This window comes from Oryzobacter faecalis (assembly GCF_046764005.1).
In the GTDB taxonomy this organism is placed as follows: Bacteria; Actinomycetota; Actinomycetes; order Actinomycetales; family Dermatophilaceae; genus Oryzobacter; species Oryzobacter faecalis.
Genome location: NZ_JBKOFW010000009.1, coordinates 47,631 through 70,120 on the forward strand (window position 1 = coordinate 47,631; position 22,490 = coordinate 70,120).

Consider the following 22,490-nt stretch of genomic DNA (forward strand, 5'->3'; position numbering starts at 1 on the left):
CCGTGGCGTTCACCGTGACCCGTCAGACCCCGCTCGCGCCGGACCGGGCCTTCGCCGCCGTGTCCGACCTCGCCGAGCACACCCGGCACGTCCCGTTCACCGACGTCGCCGTCCCCGAGCGCGGGCTCGCCCTCGGCGCCGAGGTCGTCGCGTGGACCCGCCTCGGCCCGCTCCGGGCCGCCGACCGGATGCTCGTCACCGCCCTCGACCCCGGGCGCCGGGTCCGCGTCGTCAAGACCGGGCGCTGGCTGCGGGGCTGGGCCGACATCGAGGTCGTCGCCGACCCGTCGGCACCGGGCGCCACCACCGTGTCCTGGCGCGAGGAGCTCTGGCTGCCCGGTCTGCGCACCCTGACCCGTCCGCTCGGTGACCGGCTGGGGGCCGTCCTGTTCGGGCGTCTCGTCGACGGGCTGCTCCGGCGGGCCGAGGCCGAGGCCGTGCGACCCGCGGGACCGGAGGGGGCGTCGTGACCTGGGCCGTCCTCCTCGCCCTCCTCGGCGTCGCCGTCGTCGCGACGGTCGCCTGGGCCCTCGGCCGGCCACGGCCTGCCGCCGCGGACGCGCCCCCGCCGGACCCGGACACCTTCCGTCCGCAGCTGCGCGGCTACCGGATGGAGCAGGTCGACGCGGTCGTCGACCGCCTCGAGGCGCGCGTCGCCCAGCACGACCGCGCCATCGCCGCCCTGCGCGGAGAGGTGCCGCCCCCGGCCGAGGGGACCCGGGTGGCGGCCGAGGAGCCGCCCCCTGAAGGCGGTCCGGCAGCCGCCCGCCACACCTCGGCTGCCGGACGCCCCGCGCGTGACGCCGCCCGGCCGCTGCCCCTGCGCCGATCCGACCTCCTCGCCCCGCTCGCCTACCTGCTGACCGCGGTGTGGGTGATGTCCGGGCTCCTCGCCGCGCCGCGCACCGGCCACCTCTCGCAGGGCGTGCAGGACCAGCAGGCGTTCGAGTGGTACTTCGGCGCCACCGCGCACAACCTCGTGACGTTCTCGAACCCGCTCTTCAGCGACCTGCAGAACTACCCCGAGGGCGTCAACCTCATGGCGAACGCCTCGGTCCTCGGCCTCGGGGTCCCGCTGGCGCCGGTCACCCTGCTGGCCGGGCCGCAGTGGACCTTCATCCTCGTCGAGCTGCTCGGCCTCGCCCTCACCGCGACCGCCTGGTTCTGGCTGTTCCGTCGCCACCTCGCCGTGCACCCGCTGGCCGCGGCCCTCGGCGCCGGGTTCGCCGGCTTCGCCCCCGGCCTCGTGAGCCACGCGAACGGCCACCCCAACTTCGTCGCCCAGTTCCTCGTCCCCCTCATCCTCGACCGCCTGCTACGCCTCGCCGGCCCCGGAGGGCGGACCCTGCGCGACGGCGTCGTGCTCGGCCTCCTCGTCGTCTGGCAGGTGTTCATCGGTGAGGAGGTGCTCCTCCTCACCGCGCTCGGGGTCCTCGTCGGCGGCCTGGTCCTCCTCGCCCACGGACGTGTCGAGTGGCGGCGCTTCCTCCCCGGCGTCGGGCTCGGCGCAGCGCTGGCCGGCGTCCTCGTCGCGTTCCCCCTGTGGTGGCAGTTCGCCGGCCCGCGCAGCTACGGCTCGATCTGGCACCCACCGGCCGGAAACGACCTCACCCAGCTGTGGGGGAGGGCCACCCGCAGCCTGGGCGCCGACCCGTGGGCCTCGGCCGCGGTGTCGATGAACCGCACCGAGGAGAACTCCTTCTTCGGGATCCCGCTGCTCGTCGCCGCGCTGCTCGTCAGCGTCGTCCTCTGGCGCCGCGTGGAGGTCCGGGCCCTCGCCGTCGTCGTCGTCGTCGCGTGCTGGCTCTCCCTCGGCGAGGAGGTCACGGTCGCCGGTGAGCCGACCGGCGTCCCCGGGCCGTGGGCGCTGCTCGAGCGTCTCCCCGTCGTCGAGAACGTCCTGCCCACCCGCCTGACGCTCATCGCCGTGCCGGCCCTCGGCGCCCTCCTGGCGCTCGGGACCGAGCAGGTCCGCCGCCGGGTCGCGCGGGCCGGGGGAGGGCGCGGTGCCGGCCTCGCCGTCGCCGGGGCGGCCGCCGCGCTCGTCCTGCTGCCCGTCGTCCCGACGCCCCTCGTCGTCGAGCCGCGCGCCCCGATGCCCCAGTTCTTCCGCGACGGGTCGTGGCGGGAGTGGGTCGACGAGGGCGGCTCGGTCCTCGCGGCGCCGCCGCCCTGGGTCGCCGACACGCGGGCCCTGGAGTGGCAGGCCGAGGCGCGGTGGGGGTTCCCCGTCGTCGCCGGCTACTTCGTCGGCCCCGACCCCTCTCCCGAGCGCACGGGCCAGTACGGCGCGACACCCACCGCCTTCACCCAGTGGCTCGGCGAGATCACGACGTCCAACGTCGCGCGGCGGGCCTCCGACGGCGAGGTCGAGACCTTCGAGGAGCACCTGCGTGCCGGCCGCGTCGACGCCGTCGTCCTCCCCGAGGCCCGCCCCGAGGCCGCGGCCCTCCTCCGCTCCCTCACCGACGTGCTCGGTGAGCCCACGGTGCACACCGGAGGGGTGTACCTCTGGGACGTGAGGACGGTGACCGATGGCGCTGGCTGAGGTCGAGCACGCGGAGACGGTGCGGCTGAACCCGCTGACGTCGGCGGGGCGGCACGCCATCGGCGCGCGCGCCCTCCGCCACCCGGTGCTCACCGTGCTCGCCGTGTACGCGGTCTCGCGGGTCGTCTCGCTGGCCGCCGTGTGGGCCGCCGCGCAGTGGTTCCAGAACCCCGCCGGCGTCGGCCACGCCGACCCGAACATCGGCGACATGTTCGGCCTCTGGGACGGGGTCTGGTACGAGCGCATCGTCCGCGACGGCTACCCCGTGCCCCTGCCCGTCGACGCCGACAACGGTCGGATCACCTACAGCGCGTGGGCGTTCTACCCGCTCTACCCCTACCTCGTGAAGGGCCTCATGCTCGTCACGGGGATGGGGTTCACCCTCGCGGGCGGCGTCCTCAACGTCGTGCTCGGCGGGGGCGCGGCGGTCCTCATCTGGGCCCTGCTGCGCAGCGGCGTCCACGCCGACCGGCAGCCCCAGCGCGAGCGCCTTGCCCTCGTCGCCGCCTGCCTGTGGTGCTTCTACCCGACGACCGCGGTGATGCTCAAGCCGTACACCGAGGCGCTCGCCGTCCTCCTCGTCGCGCTCGCCCTCCTCCTCCTCGTCCGGCGCAGCTACCTGTGGGTCGCCGTGGTCTCCGTCCCCCTGGGGTTCACCCGCGGCGTCGCGCCGGCCCTCGGCGCCGCCGCCCTCATCCACCTGGTCGTCCGCTGGCGCGAGGACCGCGCGGCCGGGGTGCGCCCGCTCGAGGGCCAGCGGGCCAGCGCCGTCGTCATGCTCGGGATGCTCGGCCTCAGCGGCATCGCCTGGCCGGTCGTGGCCGGCCTCGCCACGGGGGTGCCGACGGCGTTCTTCGACGTCCAGGCGGCCTGGGGCCAGCGACCCGACAAGGGCCCGTTCGTCCTGTGGCTGGAGTGGGCGTGGGACGGCAAGGGGCTGTTCGGGGTCCTCGTGCTCCTCGCCCTCGTCGGCACCTACATCGCGCTCGTCCTCGGCCGGCACGGCCGCTGGATCTCCATCGAGGCCCGCGCGTGGGCGCTCGCGTACCCGCTCTACCTCTTCGCGGTGGTCCGACCCATCACGAGCATGTGGCGCTTCCTCCTCCTCGACGTGCCGCTCGCGGCGCTCCTCGCGTCGGTCGCGATGCGCACGGCGAACGGGCAGTCGGTGGTGCCGCACTGGCGGCGACGGGTCGGCGTCGTCCTCCTCGTCCTCCTCGGCGGGCTCGTGTGGTGGACCTGCGCGCTGCTCGTCTACACCCCGTGGGGGTCCTTCCCGCCCTGACCGGCCCAGATTTCGTCCTGTCGCACGGCTACGGGATAATGGACGCCTGAACCGGCGGTACGGCGCCGGTCGCGAACGCGGCGCACCTCGGGAGTGACCGCGACGAGGGAAGGATTTCAGCCATGGCGGCAATGAAGCCGAGGACGGGCGACGGCCCGCTCGAGGTCACCAAGGAAGGTCGCGGCATCGTGCTGCGCATGCCCCTCGAGGGCGGCGGCCGGCTCGTCGTCGAGATGACCCCGGACGAGGTGCGCGCGCTCGGCGAGGCCATCGACAACTGCGAGGGCCTGAACTGACCTCTCCGCCCTGACTGCCCGAGGCCCCCGCCGATGCCGGTGGGGGCCTCGTCGCGTCACGGGCTAGGGTCGCCGGGTGCCCCGCGACGACGCCATCCTCGACCCCCGTACCTCCGCCTGGTCGGTGACGACCGGTCTCGAGGACGCCCTCGCGGCGATCCCGCCCCGGTCCGCCGAGGACGCCGTGCTCGTCGTCCCGGTGGGGGAGGACGCGGCCGCCACCCTCGCGCCCCTCACCGCGCTCGGGCTCGACGCCGACCTCGTCGTCGCCACCCACGAGCCGTCCTCCACCGCCGGTGCCGTCACCACCGTGCCGCTCGCGCCGGGCGCGCACCCGGTGCGCCGCATCGTCCTCGTGGGCTCCGGTGACGGGTCGCCCCGCGCGTGGCGGACCGCCGGGGCCGCGGTCGGCCGGGCAACGCGCGGGCGCGGCCGTGTCGTCCACGCCGTCGGCGACGTCGCCGGCTCCGACGGGCTCCCCGCGTGGGTCGAGTCCGTCGTCCTCGCCTCGTGGACGACACCCCGCTGGCGCAGCGACGGCGCGCAGGCCGGTGCCGTGCCGGCCCGGGAGGTCGTCGTCACCGGCACCGACGCGTCGGCAGCGGTCGAGCACGCCGTCGTCCGCGCCCGGGCCCAGCTCGTCGCGCGCGGCCTGGCACACACCCCCTCCAACACGAAGAACCCCGCCTGGATGGCGCGCCAGGCCCGCGTCGTGGCCCGCGGCGCCGGGCTCGACGTCACCGTGTGGGACGAGCGGTCCCTGCGGCGCGACGGGTTCGGCGGCCTCCTGGCCGTCGGCGGCGGCTCGGCCACCCCGCCGCGGCTCGTCCGGCTCGACCACGAGCCCGTCGGCGCGACGGCCACGACCCCGCGCGTCGTCCTCGTCGGCAAGGGCATCACGTTCGACACCGGTGGCCTGCAGGTCAAGCCGGCCGACGGCATGCTCGGCATGAAGACCGACATGTCCGGGTCAGCGGTCGTCCTCGCGGTCCTCGCGGCCTGCCGCGCCCTCGACGTCCGGGTCCGGGTCACCGGGCTGCTCGCCCTCGCCGAGAACGCCGTCGACGGTGCGTCCTACCGTCCCGGCGACGTCGTGACCCACTACGGCGGGACCACGGTGGAGATCGGCAACACCGACGCCGAGGGCCGCATCGTGCTGGCCGACGCCCTCGCCTACGCCGACGCCGAGCTCGACCCGACCTGGCTCGTCGATGTCGCCACCCTCACCGGCGCCGCCCGCATCGCGCTCGGCCGCGTCGCCGCGCCGGTCTTCGCGAACGACGACGCCCTGCGTGACGCGCTCGTGGACGCCGGCACCTCGACTGGTGAGACGCTGTGGCCGATGCCGTTGTCCGACACCTACCGTCGAGCTCTCGACTCCGACGTCGCCGACCTCACCCACATCGCTCCCGGTGTGGGGGGCGGAGCGGTGACGGCGGCCCTCTTCCTCCGCGAGTTCGTCGGGGCACGCCGCTGGGCGCACCTCGACATCGCGGGAACGGGCCGCTCGGACGTCGACGCGGGCACCGACGCCAAGGGGGCGACCGGGTTCGGGACGAGACTGTTGCTGCGGTGGCTGGAGGAGATGCGCTGATGAACGCGGGTTACGGACTGACGGTGCGGTGGTCCCTGGAGGACGCCCCGGACGACGCCCCGGACCAGCTGCGCGAGTACGTCGTCGGGACCTCGATCGCGCGCTTCATGTTCCTCGACGGCCTCGCCTTCAAGGTGTGGCGGATGCGCGAGGGCGAGTGGTTCGAGGGCACCTACGTCTTCGACAGCGAGCAGGAGCGCCAGGTCTTCCGTGACGGGTTCGAGCAGGGCGCGGCGCAGGCGCCGGGGAGCGCCATCATCGGGTCGGCGCCCACCGACATCGAGGAGTGGGAGGTCGTCGCGATCGCCGAGGGCCCGGCCGGCTTCCGCCGGGGCGCGGGCCCGTCGGTCAGCTAGGGGTCAGCGCTTCACGGCCGCCAGGAGGCCGTCGCTGACGGGCAGCAGCGCCGGCACGAGGCCGTCGTGGTCGCGCAGGGCCTTGCCGAGGTCGCGCAGGGTCGTCGTCGTCGCATCGCGCGCGGCGGGGTCGGCGACCTGGTCCTGCCAGAGCATGTTGTCGAGGACGAGCACCCCTCCGGGACGCAGCAGCCGGACCCCGTGCTCGACGTACTCGGGGTAGGCCTCCTTGTCGGCGTCGACGAGGACGAGGTCGTACGCGCCGTCCGTCATCCGGGGCAGGACCTCGCTCGCCCGGCCGGTGATGACGCGGGTGCGCTGCGGCGCGTGGCCCGCCTCGGCGTACGCCTGCTTCGCCAGCCGCTGGTGCTCGGCGGAGACGTCGATGGTCGTGAGCACGCCGTCCTCGGGCATCCCGGACAGCAGCCAGAGCCCCGACGTGCCGGCCCCGGTGCCCACCTCGACGACGTGCCGGGCCTGGACGGCGGCCGCGAGGAGGCGCAGCACGGCTCCGGCCCCGGTGCCGACGGGGGACGCCGCACCGGTCTCGAGCCCGCGGCGGCGCGCGGCCTCCACGACCTCGGGCTCGGGCACGAACTCCTCGGCGTAGGACCAGCTGGCCGGCTTGAGGGTGCTCATGCCCCACACCCTAGGACGCCCGGGCGCCGGGGTCGGCGTCCCACACCGCTCCCAGCCGACGTTCAGGGAAACCGGGAACAATTCACGGGCACGACGCGTATCGATGGGTGACATGAGCAGCCTGGTGAGGGACGAACCGATGACGACGACGGACGCCGCGGTGCGCGGCGACGCCACCGGCTGGGTGCCGCCCACGTGGGAGGAGGTCGTCGAACAGCACTCCGCACGGGTCTTCCGGCTCGCCTACCGCCTCACCGGCAACGTCCACGATGCAGAGGACCTCACCCAGGACGTCTTCGTCCGGGTCTTCCGCTCGTTGCACACCTACCAGCCCGGCACCTTCGAGGGCTGGCTGCACCGCATCACGACGAACGTCTTCCTCGACAAGATGCGCCGAAAGCAGCGGATCCGCTTCGACGCGCTCTCCGACGAGTCCGCGGCCCGGCTGCCCGGGCGTGGCCCGAGCCCCGAGCAGGCCTACCACGACGGCCACTTCGACGACGACGTCCAGCGCGCCCTCGACGCCCTCTCACCCGACTTCCGCGCGGCCGTCGTCCTCTGCGACATCGAGGGCCTGTCCTACGAGGAGGTCGCGGCGACCCTCGGCATCAAGCTGGGGACCGTGCGCTCCCGCATCCACCGCGGCCGCGCGCAGCTGCGCGAGGCCCTCGCCCACCGGGCGCCCCAGCCCGCGACGACGCCGGCGCGCGCCCCGCGCGGCCGGATCGTGCGCCGCCCCGCCGCAGGAACGGTATGAGCCTCACGCCACGGGTCCGCTGCCTGGGAGGTGAGCTGAGCGAGTACGTCGCCGGCCGCCTCCCCGCGGAGCGCCAGTGGGAGTGGGACCGGCACCTCGTCGCGTGCCGGGTCTGCGCACACGCCGTCGAGTCCGAGCGCCGCATCCGCGCGGCGTTCGCCGACGGACCGACGATGCCCGGTGACCTGCGGGTCACCCTCCTCGCGCTCGGCAGCTCGCTCGCGGCGGACACCCCGACCCGCCCGGCCGCCGCCGCTCCGCGGCCGCTCGCCCTCCTGGCGCCCAGCGCCCCGCCATGCCACCGCAGCCCGCTGCGCGCGACCGTCGTCGCCGCGGCAGCGGCGGGGGTGTCGGCGGCCGCTGCCTGGAGCCTCACGGTCCTCGGCACGCCCGCCCCGGTGCGCCCGGGCCTCACGACGACGTCGACCCCCGCCGTCCAGCCCGCAGCGCCCACGACGGCCTTCGTCACCGCGGGCCTCGAGGTCCGCGGCGGTCCGGCCCGACCCGCCACCGCCACGGTCGCGACCCAGCGGGCACAATCGGCGCCATGACGAGCGACGACCAGCACGGACGCGACGAGTGGCGCCCGTGGGGCGGGCGCGGCGACGAGCCGACCCAGGAGGTCCCCACGCGCGAGGAGCCGCTCTGGGCCCGGCTCGGCGGCGGTGAGCAGCAGCGCGAGGAGGCGGGCGCCGACCGCGGCGCCGTGCCGACCCAGCCGGTGCCCCACACGGCCGCCCCGGCCCCGGGTCCGGCGTACGCCCCCTACCAGCAGTCGCCGCAGGGCTGGCCGGTCAGCACGCCCCCGGAGCGTCCCGCGCGCCGCGGTCCCGGCTGGGGCGCCCTCCTCGGCGTCTCCGTGGCGGTGGCCCTCGTCGCCGGGCTGTTCGGCGGCATCGGTGGGGCCCTGCTCGCCGACCGCCGGGACGAGCGCACCCCGGCCGCGGCCCTCCCGAGCCCCGGTGCCGGGGCGACCGAGCGGCCTCGCGGGTCGATCGCCAACATCGCCGCCACCGTGACGCCGAGCGTGGTCACCCTCAAGGTCGAGGGCGCCGAGGGCCAGGGCACCGGGTCGGGCTGGGTCTACGACGACCGGGGCCACCTCGTGACGAACAACCACGTCGTGGCGTCGGCTGCGGAGGGCGGGAAGATCACCGTCGTCCTCGCCAACGGCACCGAGCTGCCGGGGACGATCGTCGGTCGGGACCGGTCCTACGACCTCGCCGTCGTCAAGGTCGAGCGCACCGACCTCGCCCCGCTCACCCTCGGCTCCTCCGACGACGTCGTCGTCGGTGACGAGGTCATCGCCGTCGGCGCGCCCCTCGGCCTGGACTCCACCGTGACGAGCGGCATCGTCAGCGCCCTCAACCGGCCGGTGACCCCCGGCGAGGCCGACGACCAGTCGTTCATCAACGCCATCCAGACCGACGCCGCGATCAACCCGGGCAACTCGGGCGGGCCGCTCCTCGACATGCAGGGACGCGTCATCGGCGTCAACAGCGCCATCGCCCGAGCCCCCGGCTCCTCGGTCAGCGGCCAGAGCGGCAACATCGGGGTCGGCTTCGCCATCCCGAGCGCCCAGGTGAAGACGACCGTCGACCAGCTCATCACGACGGGCAAGTCGGTCCACCCGGTCATCGGGGTCTTCCTCGACTCCGAGCACGAGGGCGAGGGTGTGCGGATCGCCGACGAGGGGCCCAACGGGCAGCCGGCCCTCACCCCGGGCGGCCCGGCGGAGAAGGCCGGGCTGCGCCCCGGCGACGTCGTCGTGAAGTTCGAGGGCAAGCCGGTGACCGACCAGGGCGAGTTCATCGTCGCCATCCGCTCCCGGGCGGTCGGCGACGAGGTGACGCTGACCATCCGTCGCGGCGGGGACGAGCGGGATGTCACGATGGTCCTCCAAGGGTCGCAGGACTGACCCCACCCGCACCTCCCGGCGACGTCGGGGCCACGGAAGGACGGTGTCGACGCGGTGTTCGGCGTCAACGGCTGGGAGATCGTGCTCCTCGCGCTCATCGCGGTCTTCGTCCTCGGTCCCGAGCGGCTGCCGGAGTACGCCGCCAAGCTGGCCCGCGGCATCCGCAAGCTGCGCGTCATGGCCGAGGGGGCCAAGGGACAGCTGCGTGACCAGCTGGGACCGGAGTACGAGGACATCAACTGGCGCCAGTACGACCCGCGGCAGTACGACCCGCGGCGGATCGTGCGCGAGGCCCTCGTCGAGCCGCTCGACGACGCCTTCTCACCGGTGCGGGACGAGATCGGCGGGGTCCGCGACGCCGCGCGCCTCAAGGGCCGCGAAGGCGGGGGTGACGGCACCGGAACCGACACCGGCGCGGAGGACCACGGCGACCCCGCGACGCCACACCTGTCGCCGACGCCCTCGGCGCGCGACTGGGACCCCAGCCGCCCCACGCCCTACGACGTCGACGCCACCTAGGGACTACCGGCCGGCGGGGGTCAGGCCGAGCGAGCGACCGGCGAGGCCGCGGGCGCGCGACGCGAGCCCCTTGGCGATGCCGCGCAGCGCGACGGCCGACGGGGTGTCGGGCTCGCCGAGGACGACCGGCATCCCCTGGTCGGCCCCGATGCGCAGGCTCGTGTCGAGGGGGATCTGGCCGAGCAGCGGCACCTCGGCGCCGATCGAGCGGGTCAGCGACTCGGCGACCTCACGACCTCCGCCGGAGCCGAAGATCTCCTGGCGCGTCCCGTCCGGCAGCTCGAGCCAGCTCATGTTCTCGATGACGCCCGCCAGGCGCTGGTGGGTCTGCAGCGCGATCGACCCGGCGCGCTCGGCGACCTCGGCGGCGGCCTGCTGCGGGGTGGTGACGACGAGGATCTCGGCGCCCGGGATGAGCTGCGCCACCGAGATGGCGATGTCGCCGGTGCCGGGCGGGAGGTCGAGGAGGAGGACGTCGAGGTCGCCCCAGAAGACGTCGGCGAGGAACTGCTGGAGGGCGCGGTGCAGCATCGGCCCGCGCCACACGACCGGCTGGTTCCCGGGGACGAACATGCCGATCGAGATGACCTTCACGTCGTGGCTGACCGGGGGCAGGATCATGTCGTCGACCTGCGTGGGCCGGCCCTCGACACCGAGCATCCGCGGGATCGAGAAGCCGTAGATGTCGGCGTCGACGACACCCACCGAGAGGCCCTGCTGGGCGAGGGCCGCGGCGAGGTTGGCGGTGACCGAGCTCTTGCCCACGCCGCCCTTGCCCGACGCGACGGCGTACACGCGGGTCAGCGACCCGGCCCGCGCGAACGGCACCTCGCGCTCGGCGACCCCGCCGCGCAGCTTCGTCTTCAGCTCGGCGCGCTGGTCGTCGGACATGACCCCGAGGGTCACGGTGACGCCGGTGACGCCCTCGACCTTCGACAGCGCTGCGGTCGTGTCGCCCGTCAGCTTGTCCTTGAGCGGGCAGGCGGCCACCGTGAGCAAGATCGTCACCGTGACGTGGCCGTCGTCGTCGCACACGACCGACTCGACCATGCCGAGCTCGGTGACGGGCTTGCGGATCTCGGGGTCGATGACCGTCTCGAGGGCAGCGTGGAGGGCGTCGGGACCAACCTGGGGCATGGCCCCAGTCTAGGTCGCGCGGTCGGTGCTCCCGTCCGCGGCCGTGACGGACACGACGTCGGTGCCCTCGAGGTCCTCCTTGCGCACGAGGACCAGGCCCCGCTGCTCGAGCTCGTCGAGCAGGTCACGCAGCTCGGAGCGCACGAAGTCGCGCGTCGCGGTGTCGCGCATCGCGATGCGGAGCGCGGCGACCTCGCGGGTGAGGAACTCGGTGTCGGCGAGGTTGCGCTCGTCGCGGGCGCGGTCCTGCTCGAGCGAGACGCGGTCGCGGTCGGCCTGCCGGTTCTGCGCGAGGAGGATGAGCGGCGCCGCGTACGAGGCCTGCAGGCTGAGCATCAGGGTGAGGAAGATGAAGGCGTAGGGGTCGAAGCGGAAGCCGGCCGGCGCGGTGGTGTTCCAGACGACCCAGACGACGACGAACACCGTCATCGCGATGAGGAAGTACGGCGTGCCCATGAAGCGCGCGAACTTCTCCGAGACGACCCCGAAGGTCTCCTCGGTGAGGACGCTCGGCATGCTCCAGCGTCGACCTCCCTCGCGGGGCTGGTCGATGCGGGCCCGGCGCTCGCGCTCAGCCACCGCCGGCCACCCCCTGCGGTGCCACGACGTCGTGGCGCTCCTCGCGCCAGTCGTCGGGCAGGATGTGGTCGAGGACGTCGTCGACGGTGACCGCGCCGAGCAGGTGGCCCTCGTCGTCGACGACGGGCAGCCCCACGAGGTCGTAGGTCGCGAGCATCCGGGTGACCTGGCCGAGGGTGGCGTCCGGGGGCAGCGGGTCGACGTCCTTGTCGAGGATGCCGCCGATCGGGTTGTGCGGCGGCTCGCGGAGCAGCCGCTGGATGTGGACCATCCCGAGGTACTTGCCGGTGGGCGTCTCGAGCGGGGAGCGGCAGACGAAGACGGTGCAGGCGAGGGCGGTCGAGAGCTCCTGGCGCCGGACGACGGCGAGGGCCTCGGCGATGGAGGCCTCGGGGCCGAGGATGACCGGCTCGGTCGTCATGAGGCCACCGGCGGTGTTCTCGTCGTAGGTGAGAAGGCGGCGCAGGTCGGCCGCCTCGTCGGCGTCCATCTTCTGGAGCAGCTCCTCCTGCCGGTCCTTGGGCAGCTCGGCGAGGAGGTCGGCGGCGTCGTCGGGCTCCATCGCCTCGAGGACGTCCGCCGCGCGACCGACCTCCAGGCCGGCGATGATCTCGACCTGGTCGTCCTCGGGCAGCTCCTCGATGACGTCGGCCAGGCGGTCGTCGTCGAGCGCGGCGGCGACCTCCGCCCGGCGCTGGGGCGTGAGGTCGTGGATGACCTCGGCGAGGTCGGCGGGCTTGAGGTCCTCGTACGCCTCGAGGAGGCGGGCCGCGCTCTGGCCCCCGGAGGTGTCGCGCAGCCCCGTGACGTCCTCGATGGCGACGAGGAGGGTCTCACCGCGGCGCCGGCCGAGGCGGGGGAGGCCGCTGCGGGGGCGGCCGTAGCCGGTGCGCACGTAGGCGCGGGCGACGCTCCAGCCGCGTGACCCGCTCTGCTCGATGCCGATGTCCTCGACCGTGGCGTCGACGACCACGCCCTCCTCGGTGCGGACCCGGACGGGCCGCTCGAAGAGCTCGGCGACGACGAGGGTCTCGTTGCCGCGCTGCTCGAAGCGGCGCATGTTGACCAGGCCGGTCGTGATGACCTGGCCGCCCTCGACCGAGGTGACCCGCGTCATCGGCACGAAGACGCGGCGCCGGCCGGCGACCTCGACGACGAGGCCGATGACGCGGGGGCGGCTCCGCGCGACGTTGAAGGTGACGACGACGTCGCGGACGCGACCGACCTGGTCACCGAGCGGGTCGAAGACGTTGAGCTCGGTCAGTCGGCCGACGAAGGCGCGGGTCGGCGTGCTCACCCCGACAGGCTATCGGGGCGGGAGCGCCGCGCCCGGGACCTCCCGTGCCAGTGCCACGGCCGCCAGGTCGCCGTCGTCGAACCCGCCGGGTGGACGGGCGCGGCGCCCGAGGCGTCGGTGTACGCGCCGGGCCCCTCGACGAGGCGGCCGTGGGGGGTGATGACGTGGATCGTGCACGACGCGGCCCAGCGCCGGGCGACGTCGCCCGTGGCGTTGAGCCGCTCGGGGCGCAGCACCTCGACGGCGTCGTCCCAGCCCTCGTGCTCCGGCGTCAGCTCGCGCGCCGACGCGTGGACGGCGAGCAGGCGACCTCCGGAGTCCTTGCTGCGGAAGAGGACCTCGACCTCGTCGGGCAGCCACGGCAGGGACTGCTCACCGGGCCCCGACACGACGTACGCGGCCGGGCCGGTGCCCCGCTCGTCGCCGTCGTCGTGCCAGACGAACCACACGGGGTGCGTGCCGCCGTCGGGGACGCGCACCCACAGCACCCCCGACTTGCTCGCCGCCTCGTGGACGAGCCGCGTGACGTCGACCGGCCGCGCCATCACGGTCGTCGGCTCCGTGGCGGGCTCGGTGGGCGCCTCCTCGGTCATGGCCCGACTCTCCCACACGCGGCGAGCAGCAGGTCGGGGTGCGCGCGGCGTCGGTCACACCGTGACGTGGCTCATGCGACCGGCCCTCGCGCCGCTGCTAGCGTCCGCGGCATGCGCAGCGCCAAGGACTTCTTCGCCCCGCTCGCGGTGGGGGCCCCGACGCCGCTCCGCGAGGTCCCGGCGAGACCGAGCCGGATGATCCACTTCTTCGACCCGAGCAACCCGAAGATGGCGGCGAAGGTCCCGCAGCTCGTCGGCACCGTCGACGTCCTCCTCGGCAACCTCGAGGACGCCGTCAGGGCCGAGAACAAGGAGGCCGCCCGCGCCGGCCTCGTCGAGATCGCCCGGGCCACCGACCTCGGTGAGCACACCCAGCTCTGGACCCGCGTCAACGCCCTCGACAGCCCGTGGGCGCTCGACGACCTGACGACGCTCGTCTCCGAGGTGGGGGAGAAGCTCGACGTCGTCATGGTGCCGAAGGTCCAGGGGCCCGAGGACATCCACTACGTGGACCGCCTCCTCGCGCAGCTCGAGGCCAGGGCGGGTCTGACGCGGCCGATCCTCGTCCACGCCATCCTCGAGACCGCCCGCGGCGTCGCGAACGTCGAGCAGGTCGCGGGGGCCAGCCCGCGGATGCAGGGCATCAGCCTCGGCCCCGCCGACCTCGCCGCCGACCGGCGGATGAAGACGACGCGCGTCGGGGGCGGGCACCCGGGCTACCTCGTCCGCCAGGACCCCGTGGGCGGCGACGTCGCGGGCGACCGCACCGTGTACCAGCAGGACCTCTGGCACTACACGATCGCCCGGATGGTCGACGCCTGCGCGATGCACGGGATCTTCCCGTACTACGGGCCGTTCGGGGACATCGCCGACACGGTCGCCTGCGAGGACCAGTTCCGCAACGCCTTCCTCCTCGGGTGCGTCGGCGCGTGGTCGCTGCACCCGGCGCAGATCGCCATCGCCAAGAAGGTCTTCAGCCCGAGCGCCGAGGACGTCGCGCACGCCCGTCGGGTCAAGGACGCCATGGGCGACGGCACCGGCGCCGTGATGCTCGACGGGAAGATGGAGGACGACGCGAGCCTCAAGCAGTGCCTCGTCGTCCTCGAGCTCGCCGAACGCCTGTCGGCCAACGATCCCGAGCTCGCCGAGCTCTACGCGGGCGCGGGGGAGGAGCGGGCGTGAGCGACGTCCTGAGGCCGCGCCGCTCGGTCCTCTACATGCCGGCGAGCAACGAGCGCGCCCTCGAGAAGGCGAAGGCCCTGCCGGTCGACGCCCTCATCCTCGACCTCGAGGACGCGGTGGGCCCCGACCACAAGGAGGTGGCGCGCGAGAACGCCTGTGCGGCAGTCCGGTCCGGGGAGTACGGGCACCGCGAGCTGACGATCCGCGTCAACGGCGCCGGAACGCGGTGGCACGACGACGACCTCGCGGACGCCTGCGCCGCCGGGCCGGACGCGGTCGTCGTCCCGAAGGTCGGCTCGGCGGACGAGGTCCGCGACCTCGTCGCCGCGATGGAGCGGTCCGGGGCCCCGGACCGAACCCGCCTCTGGGCGATGGTCGAGACCCCGCGAGCGGTCCTCGACGCCGCGGAGATCGCCGCGGCCTCCGACCGCCTCGCCGTGCTCGTCCTCGGCACCAACGACCTCGTCAAGGAGCTCGGCGTCCGCAGCGTCCCGGGACGTCAGCCGCTCCTCACCTCGCTCTCGCTCGTCGTCCTCGCGGCCCGGGCCGCCGGGGTTGCCGTCCTCGACGGCGTCTGGAACGACGTCCGCGACCTCGACGGGTTCGAGGCCGAGTGCCGCCAGGGCCGCGACCTCGGCTTCGACGGCAAGACCCTCGTGCACCCCGGACAGGTCGAGCCCTGCAACGCCGCCTTCGCCCCCTCCGTGGAGGAGGTCGCGCAGGCGCGCGGCGTCCTCGAGGCCTGGGAGGACGCCGACGGCGCGGGCGTCGTCGTCCACGAGGGACGGATGGTCGAGCTGCTCCACGTCGAGTCGGCGCGCAAGGTGCTCGCGCTCGACGAGGCGGTCCGCGCCCACGGCTGAGGGGGCGGACGACCAACGATTCGGTCACGACGAGCGCGTCGGGTTGTGACCCGGGGCGTCGTGTCGTCTCATGGATCCGGCCCGTGCTCTCGGGCGGGCTGTGCGGACGGCAGGAGCGGACATGGGGCGGACGGCGACACGGCGTCGCGCGGCGACGGGCGTGGCCACGCTCGCCGCTGCCGCGCTCCTGGCGGGGTGCGGGTACGCGCCGGAGTGGAGCCCCGCGGGCGCCGGCGACACCGCCGCGACGACCCCGCCCGCCGCCGCGGGCGACCCCACGTGGGAGCCGCCGGTCGTCGCCGACCCGACCACGAGCCCGATCCCCACGCCCAGCGCGACCCCGACGCCCAGCGCGACCGCGACCGCGAAGCCCACACCGTCCCCAACCGCCACCCCGAAGCCCCGCACCTCGCTGCGCTACGGCGACAAGGGCGAGAAGGTCCTCGCGCTCCAGAAGCGACTCTCCGCGCTCGGCTACTGGCTCGGCACGCCCGACGGCTCCTTCGGGTCGCTGACCCAGCAGGCGGTCTTCGCCCTCCAGAAGGCCGCCGGTCTCTCGCGCGACGGCGTCGTCGGACCGCGCACCAAGAAGGCCCTCGACGCCGGGGTGCGGCCGAGGGCGCGGATCGCGAACGGGGTCGAGATCGACCTCGACCGCCAGCTCCTCCTCGTCGTCCGCGACGGGCGGGTGCGCACCATCCTCAACACCTCGACGGGCAACGGCGAGGAGTACACGACGACGCGGGGCACCCGCGCCCTCGCCACGACGCCGAAGGGCGACTACACCGTCTACCGGGCCGTCGACGGCCCACTGACCAACTCCCTCGGCGAGCTGTGGCGACCCCGCTTCTTCAACCGGGGGATCGCGGTCCACGGGTCACCGAACATCCCGCCGTACCCGGCCTCGCACGGCTGCGCGCGCCTGAGCAACGCCGCGATCAACATGATCTGGGCCAAGGACCTCATGCCGATCGGCAGCCGCGTCCTCGTCCACTGAGAGCCCCCGGAGAGCGGACTCAGCCCCTGTCGTCGACCGTCACCACCATGTCGTCGAACCGCGCCGCGGCGCCCTGGCCGAACAGCCGCTCCGACATCGGTACCGAGACACTCAGCTCCGGGGCGTCGGGGTGCTGGAAGGGGAACGCGTCGAGCAGGCTGAACAGGCCGTGCCCGATCGCGAGGGAGTCCACCTGGTCGCCGAGCGCCTCGCCGGGCCCGATGGACGGGTAGATCCCGGTGTAGGCGACCCGCTGGACGTCGAGCGGGACCCCGACCTTCCCGACTCGAGCGACCCGCCGGCCGTCGAGGACGTAGTCGACGTAGGAGGATCCGGCGTCCCGGAAGAAGGTCATCGACACCCGGTGCGGCCCGGGCGTGATCGGCACCTCCTTGACGATCTGCGTGTACATCGTGTCGCGCGTCCCACCGTCCGGGGAGCCGGTGACGGTGGCCGGGAGCCGCTCGATGAGCGCGAAGGCCGTGCTGCCGGAGACGAACCAGTCGAAGAGCTGGCCGGTCCGGAAGTCGATCATGTGCAGGGTCGCCCCGGCCTGCTGGCCCTCCAGCGCGAGCCCCTGCCACGGTTCGGACGTCGCGGCACAGTCCGGGTCGTCGGCGCAGCCGGGCGGTCCGTAGACCCCGTGGATGACGCGGCCGCCCGGCTCGGTGCCGACCGTGCGAGCGTCGATGGTCACGGAGAAGGTCACCGACCCCTTCTCGGGCACGGGGAACTGCTGGGTGCTCACCGCGAGGTACTTGATGTGGTCGAAGACGCTGAAGTCGGCGCCGGTGCGGAACGGCAGCGCCGACACCGAGAACGTCGAGCCGTCGTGCACCCGGGTGTCCTCGACGGCCATCTCTCCGGGGCCGAAGGAGTTGACCCAGCGCGCGGAGTACTCGGAGGCGGAGCCGAACGAGTCGTAGACCGTCGTCGTCACCGTCCGCTTGCCGGCCTCCGCCGGAGCAGCGACGACGGCGCTCGCGGCCACGAGGACCAGGGCTGCGGTGCCGACGAACCTTCGGGATGCGGTGCGCATGGCGGGCCCTCCCTGCCCGACCAGCGGGCTCGACACGGGGACCCGTCAACTCTTCCCGGGGTGGCGGCGGACGACAATGGCCTGATCGAGGGGTCTGCGCGGCCGGCCGATGGCCCGACCTGACCACGGCCGAGGAGCGCCGTTCCGGGCAACTGCTGGTCCTGGGCGGCCGTCGTCGGCCAGACTCGGCCCGTGACCGCTGGAGCCACCGGGCCCGCGAGCAGGGCGACCCGGGGGTCTGCAGGACGTCACCGGCAGGCGGGCCGGCGGCGTGCGAGGGCCCTCGTCATCCTGCCCGCGCTCGTCGTCGTGCTCGTGGGCATCCTCGTCGCCCTCCTCCTCACCCGCGGTGACGCGTCGGGGATCATCGCCACCGGCTGCTCGGGCGACGCCTCGCTGCGGATCAGCGCGTCCGGTCCGGTCGCGGCCGTGCTCGGTGACCTCGCCGACGACTTCGACGCCTGGGCCGAGGACGTCGAGGGCATCCCGTGCACGTCGACCGAGATCACCTCGGCGTCGCCGCAGGAGTTCTCGACCGCGCTCGGCCGGGCCCTCGACGGCGACACCGAGGACGCCCCGACGACGTGGGTGCCCGACTCCTCGCTCTGGGCCACCGTGCTCGCCCGCGACCCGCGCCTCGCCAGGGCCCTGCCGCGCACCTACCCGGTCGTCGCCGCGAGCCCGGTGGTCTTCGCGGCGCCGCGGCCGATGGCCGAGGCGCTCGGCTGGCCCGACGAGCAGCCGAGCTGGGAGCGGCTCAGCGTCCTCGCCAACGACCCCCGGGGCTGGGCCGCCGCAGGGCACCCCGAGTGGGGGCGCCTCCGCCTCGAGTGGCCCAACGCCCTCACCTCGACCGCCGGGCTCGGCTCGACGGTCGCCGTCTACCGTGACCTCGCGACCGGGGTCGACGCCACCGACGACCTGCGCCGGCGCCTCGTCACCGCGCACAACGCGGTCGGTGGCTCCACCGGAGACCTGTCCGTGGCCCTCGGGAGGCTTCGCGACGTCTCCGCCACCGACGCCGCGGCCCTCAAGGACCTGCCGCTCGTCCCCGCGACCGAGCAGGAGGTCGTCCGGTTCAACGCCGCGAAGCCCGCCGTCGAGGTGGCCGCCATCTACCCACCCGAGGGCTGGGTCGTCAGCGAGGTTCCGGTCCTCGGGCTGCGCGGCGACTGGGTCTCCGACGAGCAGCGCGCGGCCTCCGAGGCCTTCGCCGACTACGTCGTGCGCGGGACGGCCCAGAGGGCCCTCCAGCAGGCCGGCTGGCGTGCCGCGCGCCTCGGCGCGGTCGCCACCGCCGCGGCCGGCGTCGTCGCGACCGAGCCGCGGTACACCCCGGCCCAGCCGAGCCAGGACGTCATCGCCCGCACGCTGCAGAACTGGACCGCCCTGGACCGGCGCGGGTCGGTCCTCGTCGTCCTCGACACGTCCGGGTCGATGAAGGAGGAGGTCGGCACGACCGGGCAGAGCCGCCTCGACGTCGCGAAGTCGGCGGTGCTGTCCTCGCTGCCGTTCTTCGCCGACGAGGCGTCGGTGGGCCTGTGGACCTTCTCGCGCGCCGACCGCGGGCGCGACTGGGTCGAGGTCGTGCCGCTCGGCCGCCTCGACCGCAAGGTCGGCGCCGGAACGGCCCGTGACGGCATCGCGACGGCCGTCCCGCGCATCGCGGCCGCCGGGGACACCGCCCTCCACGACACGACCCTCGCCGCGGTCGCCGCCGTCCGCGCGGGGTGGCAGCCCGGACCCAACACGGTCGTCCTCATCAGCGACGGCAAGAACGAGGACCCCGGCAGCCCGGACCTGCCGACCACCCTCAAGCGGCTCGTCGACGACGCCGACCCGAGCCGTCCGGTCGAGGTCGTGACGATCGCCCTCGGCTCCTCGGCCGACGCACGTGCCCTGCGCAACATCGCGACGACGACGAAGGGCGCGGCGTACACCGCCGACCAGCCGGAGGACCTCGAGTCGGTGTTCCTGGCCGCCCTCACCGGCTGAGCGGGCTCACTCCCCGGGGTAGGTGACCCCGAGCTGGCGGCGGACCTCGTCCATGGTCGCCATGACCCGCCGCGTGGCGTCCCACGGCACGGACCACGTCTCCTGCCGACCCTCCGCGAGGGCACGAGCGACCTCGGCCACCTGGTGGCGGAACCCGTGCTCCGTGACCGTCGGCACCCACTCGTCGAGGACGGTGCCGTCCGGGGCCACGAGGTGCACCGACGCCCCGGACCCGTAGAAGCTGCCGCCGCCGGACAGCTCGAGCCGCGCCCGCGTGCCGACGACCGTCGCCGGGCACGCGGTGGCCGCGCCCATCGAGCACCAGAGGTGGGCGATGCCGCCACGGGGTCCGCGGGCGGTCACGGTCGTCGTGACGTCGACCCCGAGGTCGCTGAGCGTCCCGGAGGCGCGCACGGCGTCCAGGCCCCCGAGCACGTGGTCCGCGAAGGCCACGGGGTAGACGCCGAGGTCGAGGAGGGCGCCGCCGGCGAGGTCGGGGGAGGAGAGCCGCTCGGGGCCGTCGGGCCAGAGCAGCTGGGCGTGCTCGGCCTCGACGAGGAGGACGTCGCCGAGCGTGCCGTCCTCGACCGTGCGGCGGACGACGTCGTAGGAGGGGAGGTAACGGCTCCACATCGCCTCGGCGGCGAGCAGCCCTTCGGCGTCGGCCGCCGCCAGCACCTCCTCGGCCTCGGCGAGGTTGCGCGTGAACGCCTTCTCGACGAGCACCGGCTTGCCGGCCGCGAGGGCGAGGAGGGCGTGGGCGTGGTGCTCGCTGTGCGGGCTCGCGACGTAGACCGCCTCGACCCCCTCGTCGGCGACGAGGTCCTCGTACGACCCGTACGACCGCTCGACGCCGTGGCGCCCGGCGAAGGCCGCGGCGCGCTCGGCCGAGCGCGAGCCGACGGCGACGACCATCGAGCGGGTCCCGGCCCGGACGGCGCCGGCGAAGGTCGAGGCGATGCCGCCGGGGCCGAGGACGCCCCACCGCACGGGCGGAGCCTGCATCGGGTCCGGGACCTGGGGCGCGCTGAGGGTGGGGGCCATGGGTCGAGCCTAGGACCGATGCGGCCGGGGCCGCGTGGGTCGCGGCTCACCGGAAAATGGCCACGTCGGGGTCTGGTGGACTGCACAGCGAGCCCCTAGGCTCCCCGGCAGCCCGGAGGATCTCCGGCTCGTCAGAAGGGACACTCGATGGACCGCTCAGCACAGTCACCGCGAGGGAGGGCGACGGCGCTGACCGCGGTCGCCGGACTCGCCCTGTCCGCCCTGTCCGTCGGCGCCGCCATGGCGGCGCCCGCGGCGGCGAAGCCCCCCAGCGCCAAGGTGTGCGACACCCGCGCCAACGTCACCTACCAGAACCTGCTCGACTGCGTGACCCTCGCGGGCGTGCGCGAGCACCAGCAGGCCCTCCAGGCGATCGCCGACGCGAACGGTGGCAACCGCGCCGCGGGCACCGCCGGCTACGAGGCCAGTGTCGAGTACGTCGTCCAGACCCTCGAGGCCGCCGGCTGGGACGTCTCCATCGACGAGTTCCCCTACACCTACGTCGGGCCGTCCACCCTCCGGCAGCTCTCGCCCGTGACCGGTGACTACCCGACGGGGCCCTTCACCGGCACCGGGTACGGCGAGGTGACGGCCGGGGTGACCGCGGTCGACATCAACCTCGTGCCGCCCCGGGCGAGCACGAGCGGCTGCGAGGCGGCCGACTTCGCCGGGTTCCCCGCCGGCAACATCGCGCTCATCCAGCGCGGCACGTGCCCGTTCGCCGACAAGGCGATCAACGCCGAGGCCGCCGGCGCCTCCGCGGTCGTCATCTTCAACCAGGGCAACTCGCCCGACCGTGAGGGCCTCATCATCGGCACCCTCGGTGGCAACGACATCGTCGACATCCCCGTGGTCGGTGGCAGCTTCGCGAACGGCGTCGCCCTGTCCCAGCCCGGCTCGACCGCGTACGTCAAGGTGCCGCAGCCGGAGTCGCGGCCGCAGAAGAACGTCCTCGCCGAGCTGCCGGGCGAGAACGACGACAACGTCGTCATGGCCGGAGCCCACCTCGACTCCGTCCCTGCCGGCCCCGGCATCAACGACAACGGCAGCGGCTCGGCGGCGCTGCTCGAGATCGCCCAGCAGATCAAGAAGCTCGAGCCGGTCAACACCATCCGCCTCGCCTGGTGGGGTGCCGAGGAGAGCGGCCTCATCGGGTCGCGCGAGTACGTCACGGAGCTGTCGGACGCCGAGAAGGAGCGCATCGCGCTCTACCTGAACTTCGACATGGTCGGCTCGCCGAACTACGTCTTCATGGTCTACGACGGCAACCAGTCGAGCTGGCCGGCACCCGCCGGTATCCCGATCCCCGCCGGGTCGACGCAGATCGAGTCGCTCTTCGAGAGCCTCTACACGAAGATGGGCCAGCCGTACGACGACGCCCAGTTCAGCGGTCGCAGCGACTACCAGGCCTTCATCCTCGACGACATCCCGTCCGGCGGCCTGTTCACCGGGGCCGAGGTCGTCAAGACGGCCCAGCAGGCCTCGATCTGGGGCGGCACCGCGGGTCAGCAGTACGACCCGTGCTACCACCTCGCCTGCGACACGTACGCCAACAACAGCAACGAGGCCCTCGAGGTCAACTCCGACGTCATCGCCGCGGCCGTCCTCACCTACGCCTACTCCACGGAGTCGGTCAACGGTGTCGTCGGCGAGCCGGTGCCCGGCGGCTGGGTGCTGCCCGCGCCCGCCGGTCCGCAGAAGACGGTCAACAACCCCGGTGGTGGCGGGCTCTCGCCCGACCACGACCACGACCACGAGCCGCACGACCTCGACTGAGGTCGGCCGGCGGACGGTCCGGGGCGGGAGTGCCGATGGCGCTCCCGCCCCGCGGCGTGTCCGGGTCCTGCGCCGC

The 22,490-nt window shown here is 74.3% G+C and carries 22 protein-coding genes; 15 read left to right on the top strand and 7 right to left on the bottom strand.

Annotated features, from left to right (window positions below):
• Window positions 1-14: 14 nt before the first annotated feature.
• The 6 genes from ACK8HX_RS14945 to ACK8HX_RS14970 all read left to right on the top strand — a co-directional run bounded on the left by ACK8HX_RS14945 (window position 15) and on the right by ACK8HX_RS14970 (window position 6,079).
• Window positions 15-470 carry an SRPBCC family protein gene (locus ACK8HX_RS14945; protein WP_411941517.1) on the top strand — a complete coding sequence of 152 codons (456 nt, stop codon included), beginning with the start codon at window positions 15-17 and terminating at the stop codon, window positions 468-470.
• Window positions 467-2,548, top strand: coding sequence for a DivIVA domain-containing protein (locus ACK8HX_RS14950; RefSeq protein ID WP_411941518.1), 2,082 nt, complete (start codon window positions 467-469; stop codon window positions 2,546-2,548). Before ACK8HX_RS14945 ends, ACK8HX_RS14950 begins: the two co-directional genes overlap by 4 nt.
• The gene (locus ACK8HX_RS14955; protein WP_411941519.1) at window positions 2,535-3,833 is read left to right on the top strand and encodes a hypothetical protein; all 1,299 of its coding nucleotides are present in this window, start codon (window positions 2,535-2,537) and stop codon (window positions 3,831-3,833) included. Before ACK8HX_RS14950 ends, ACK8HX_RS14955 begins: the two co-directional genes overlap by 14 nt.
• 122 nt (window positions 3,834-3,955) lie before the next feature.
• Window positions 3,956-4,129, top strand: a complete 174-nt coding sequence (locus ACK8HX_RS14960) for a DUF3117 domain-containing protein (RefSeq protein ID WP_166118302.1) — start codon at window positions 3,956-3,958, stop codon at window positions 4,127-4,129.
• A 76-nt stretch (window positions 4,130-4,205) separates the two neighbouring features.
• Window positions 4,206-5,723 carry a leucyl aminopeptidase family protein gene (locus ACK8HX_RS14965; RefSeq protein WP_411941520.1) on the top strand — a complete coding sequence of 506 codons (1,518 nt, stop codon included), beginning with the start codon at window positions 4,206-4,208 and terminating at the stop codon, window positions 5,721-5,723.
• Window positions 5,723-6,079, top strand: coding sequence for a hypothetical protein (locus ACK8HX_RS14970; protein ID WP_411941521.1), 357 nt, complete (start codon window positions 5,723-5,725; stop codon window positions 6,077-6,079). Before ACK8HX_RS14965 ends, ACK8HX_RS14970 begins: the two co-directional genes overlap by 1 nt.
• 3 nt (window positions 6,080-6,082) lie before the next feature.
• Here the strand turns inward: ACK8HX_RS14970 and ACK8HX_RS14975 are convergent, their stop codons facing one another.
• Window positions 6,083-6,718, bottom strand: a complete 636-nt coding sequence (locus tag ACK8HX_RS14975) for an O-methyltransferase (protein ID WP_411941522.1) — start codon at window positions 6,716-6,718, stop codon at window positions 6,083-6,085.
• Window positions 6,719-6,857: 139 nt separating this feature from the next.
• Here ACK8HX_RS14975 and sigE point away from each other — a divergent pair, with 139 nt between their 5' ends.
• The 4 genes from sigE to ACK8HX_RS14995 are packed head-to-tail and all read left to right on the top strand — an operon-like array spanning window position 6,858 to window position 9,912.
• Window positions 6,858-7,475 carry an RNA polymerase sigma factor SigE gene (gene sigE / locus ACK8HX_RS14980; protein WP_411941523.1) on the top strand — a complete coding sequence of 206 codons (618 nt, stop codon included), beginning with the start codon at window positions 6,858-6,860 and terminating at the stop codon, window positions 7,473-7,475.
• Window positions 7,472-8,026 (top strand): anti-sigma factor family protein, encoded by a 555-nt coding sequence (locus ACK8HX_RS14985; protein WP_411941524.1) that lies wholly within the window; start codon window positions 7,472-7,474, stop codon window positions 8,024-8,026. The genes sigE and ACK8HX_RS14985 overlap by 4 nt, the downstream gene beginning before the upstream one ends.
• Window positions 8,023-9,393, top strand: a complete 1,371-nt coding sequence (locus ACK8HX_RS14990) for a S1C family serine protease (protein ID WP_411941525.1) — start codon at window positions 8,023-8,025, stop codon at window positions 9,391-9,393. The genes ACK8HX_RS14985 and ACK8HX_RS14990 overlap by 4 nt, the downstream gene beginning before the upstream one ends.
• Window positions 9,394-9,447: 54 nt before the next feature.
• Window positions 9,448-9,912, top strand: a complete 465-nt coding sequence (locus ACK8HX_RS14995) for a Sec-independent protein translocase subunit TatB (protein ID WP_411941526.1) — start codon at window positions 9,448-9,450, stop codon at window positions 9,910-9,912.
• A gap of 3 nt (window positions 9,913-9,915) precedes the next feature.
• On the opposite strand, the gene ACK8HX_RS15000 is transcribed toward ACK8HX_RS14995, so the two are convergent.
• The 4 genes from ACK8HX_RS15000 to ACK8HX_RS15015 are packed head-to-tail and all read right to left on the bottom strand — an operon-like array spanning window position 9,916 to window position 13,518.
• On the bottom strand, window positions 9,916-11,049 hold the full coding sequence (locus ACK8HX_RS15000) for an Mrp/NBP35 family ATP-binding protein (protein WP_411941527.1): 1,134 nt from the start codon (window positions 11,047-11,049) through the stop codon (window positions 9,916-9,918).
• Window positions 11,050-11,058: 9 nt separating this feature from the next.
• A complete protein-coding gene (locus tag ACK8HX_RS15005; protein ID WP_411941528.1) occupies window positions 11,059-11,628 on the bottom strand; it encodes a DUF1003 domain-containing protein in 570 nt (189 codons plus the stop codon).
• A complete protein-coding gene (locus ACK8HX_RS15010; protein ID WP_411941529.1) occupies window positions 11,621-12,925 on the bottom strand; it encodes a magnesium transporter MgtE N-terminal domain-containing protein in 1,305 nt (434 codons plus the stop codon). The genes ACK8HX_RS15005 and ACK8HX_RS15010 overlap by 8 nt, the downstream gene beginning before the upstream one ends.
• The gene (locus ACK8HX_RS15015) at window positions 12,922-13,518 is read right to left on the bottom strand and encodes a hypothetical protein (RefSeq protein ID WP_411941530.1); all 597 of its coding nucleotides are present in this window, start codon (window positions 13,516-13,518) and stop codon (window positions 12,922-12,924) included. The genes ACK8HX_RS15010 and ACK8HX_RS15015 overlap by 4 nt, the downstream gene beginning before the upstream one ends.
• Window positions 13,519-13,629: 111 nt before the next feature.
• On the opposite strand from ACK8HX_RS15015, the gene ACK8HX_RS15020 reads away from it, so the two are divergent.
• The 3 genes from ACK8HX_RS15020 (at window position 13,630) to ACK8HX_RS15030 (ending at window position 16,560) form a co-directional block, all read left to right on the top strand.
• Window positions 13,630-14,700, top strand: a complete 1,071-nt coding sequence (locus ACK8HX_RS15020; RefSeq protein WP_411941531.1) for an HpcH/HpaI aldolase/citrate lyase family protein — start codon at window positions 13,630-13,632, stop codon at window positions 14,698-14,700.
• A complete protein-coding gene (locus ACK8HX_RS15025; protein WP_411941532.1) occupies window positions 14,697-15,563 on the top strand; it encodes an HpcH/HpaI aldolase/citrate lyase family protein in 867 nt (288 codons plus the stop codon). Before ACK8HX_RS15020 ends, ACK8HX_RS15025 begins: the two co-directional genes overlap by 4 nt.
• A gap of 160 nt (window positions 15,564-15,723) precedes the next feature.
• Window positions 15,724-16,560: a L,D-transpeptidase family protein gene (locus ACK8HX_RS15030; RefSeq protein WP_411941533.1), complete on the top strand. Its 837-nt coding sequence runs from the start codon at window positions 15,724-15,726 to the stop codon at window positions 16,558-16,560.
• Between the two features lie 19 nt (window positions 16,561-16,579).
• Here ACK8HX_RS15030 and ACK8HX_RS15035 read toward each other — a convergent pair whose 3' ends face one another.
• A complete protein-coding gene (locus ACK8HX_RS15035; protein WP_411941534.1) occupies window positions 16,580-17,599 on the bottom strand; it encodes a DUF6081 family protein in 1,020 nt (339 codons plus the stop codon).
• A gap of 192 nt (window positions 17,600-17,791) precedes the next feature.
• Here ACK8HX_RS15035 and ACK8HX_RS15040 point away from each other — a divergent pair, with 192 nt between their 5' ends.
• Window positions 17,792-19,594, top strand: coding sequence for a substrate-binding domain-containing protein (locus ACK8HX_RS15040; protein ID WP_411941535.1), 1,803 nt, complete (start codon window positions 17,792-17,794; stop codon window positions 19,592-19,594).
• 6 nt (window positions 19,595-19,600) lie between these two features.
• Here ACK8HX_RS15040 and ACK8HX_RS15045 read toward each other — a convergent pair whose 3' ends face one another.
• A complete protein-coding gene (locus tag ACK8HX_RS15045) occupies window positions 19,601-20,638 on the bottom strand; it encodes a Gfo/Idh/MocA family protein (RefSeq protein WP_411941536.1) in 1,038 nt (345 codons plus the stop codon).
• Window positions 20,639-20,785: 147 nt separating this feature from the next.
• On the opposite strand from ACK8HX_RS15045, the gene ACK8HX_RS15050 reads away from it, so the two are divergent.
• Window positions 20,786-22,414, top strand: coding sequence for a M28 family peptidase (locus tag ACK8HX_RS15050; protein ID WP_411941537.1), 1,629 nt, complete (start codon window positions 20,786-20,788; stop codon window positions 22,412-22,414).
• Window positions 22,415-22,490 lie beyond the last annotated feature (76 nt).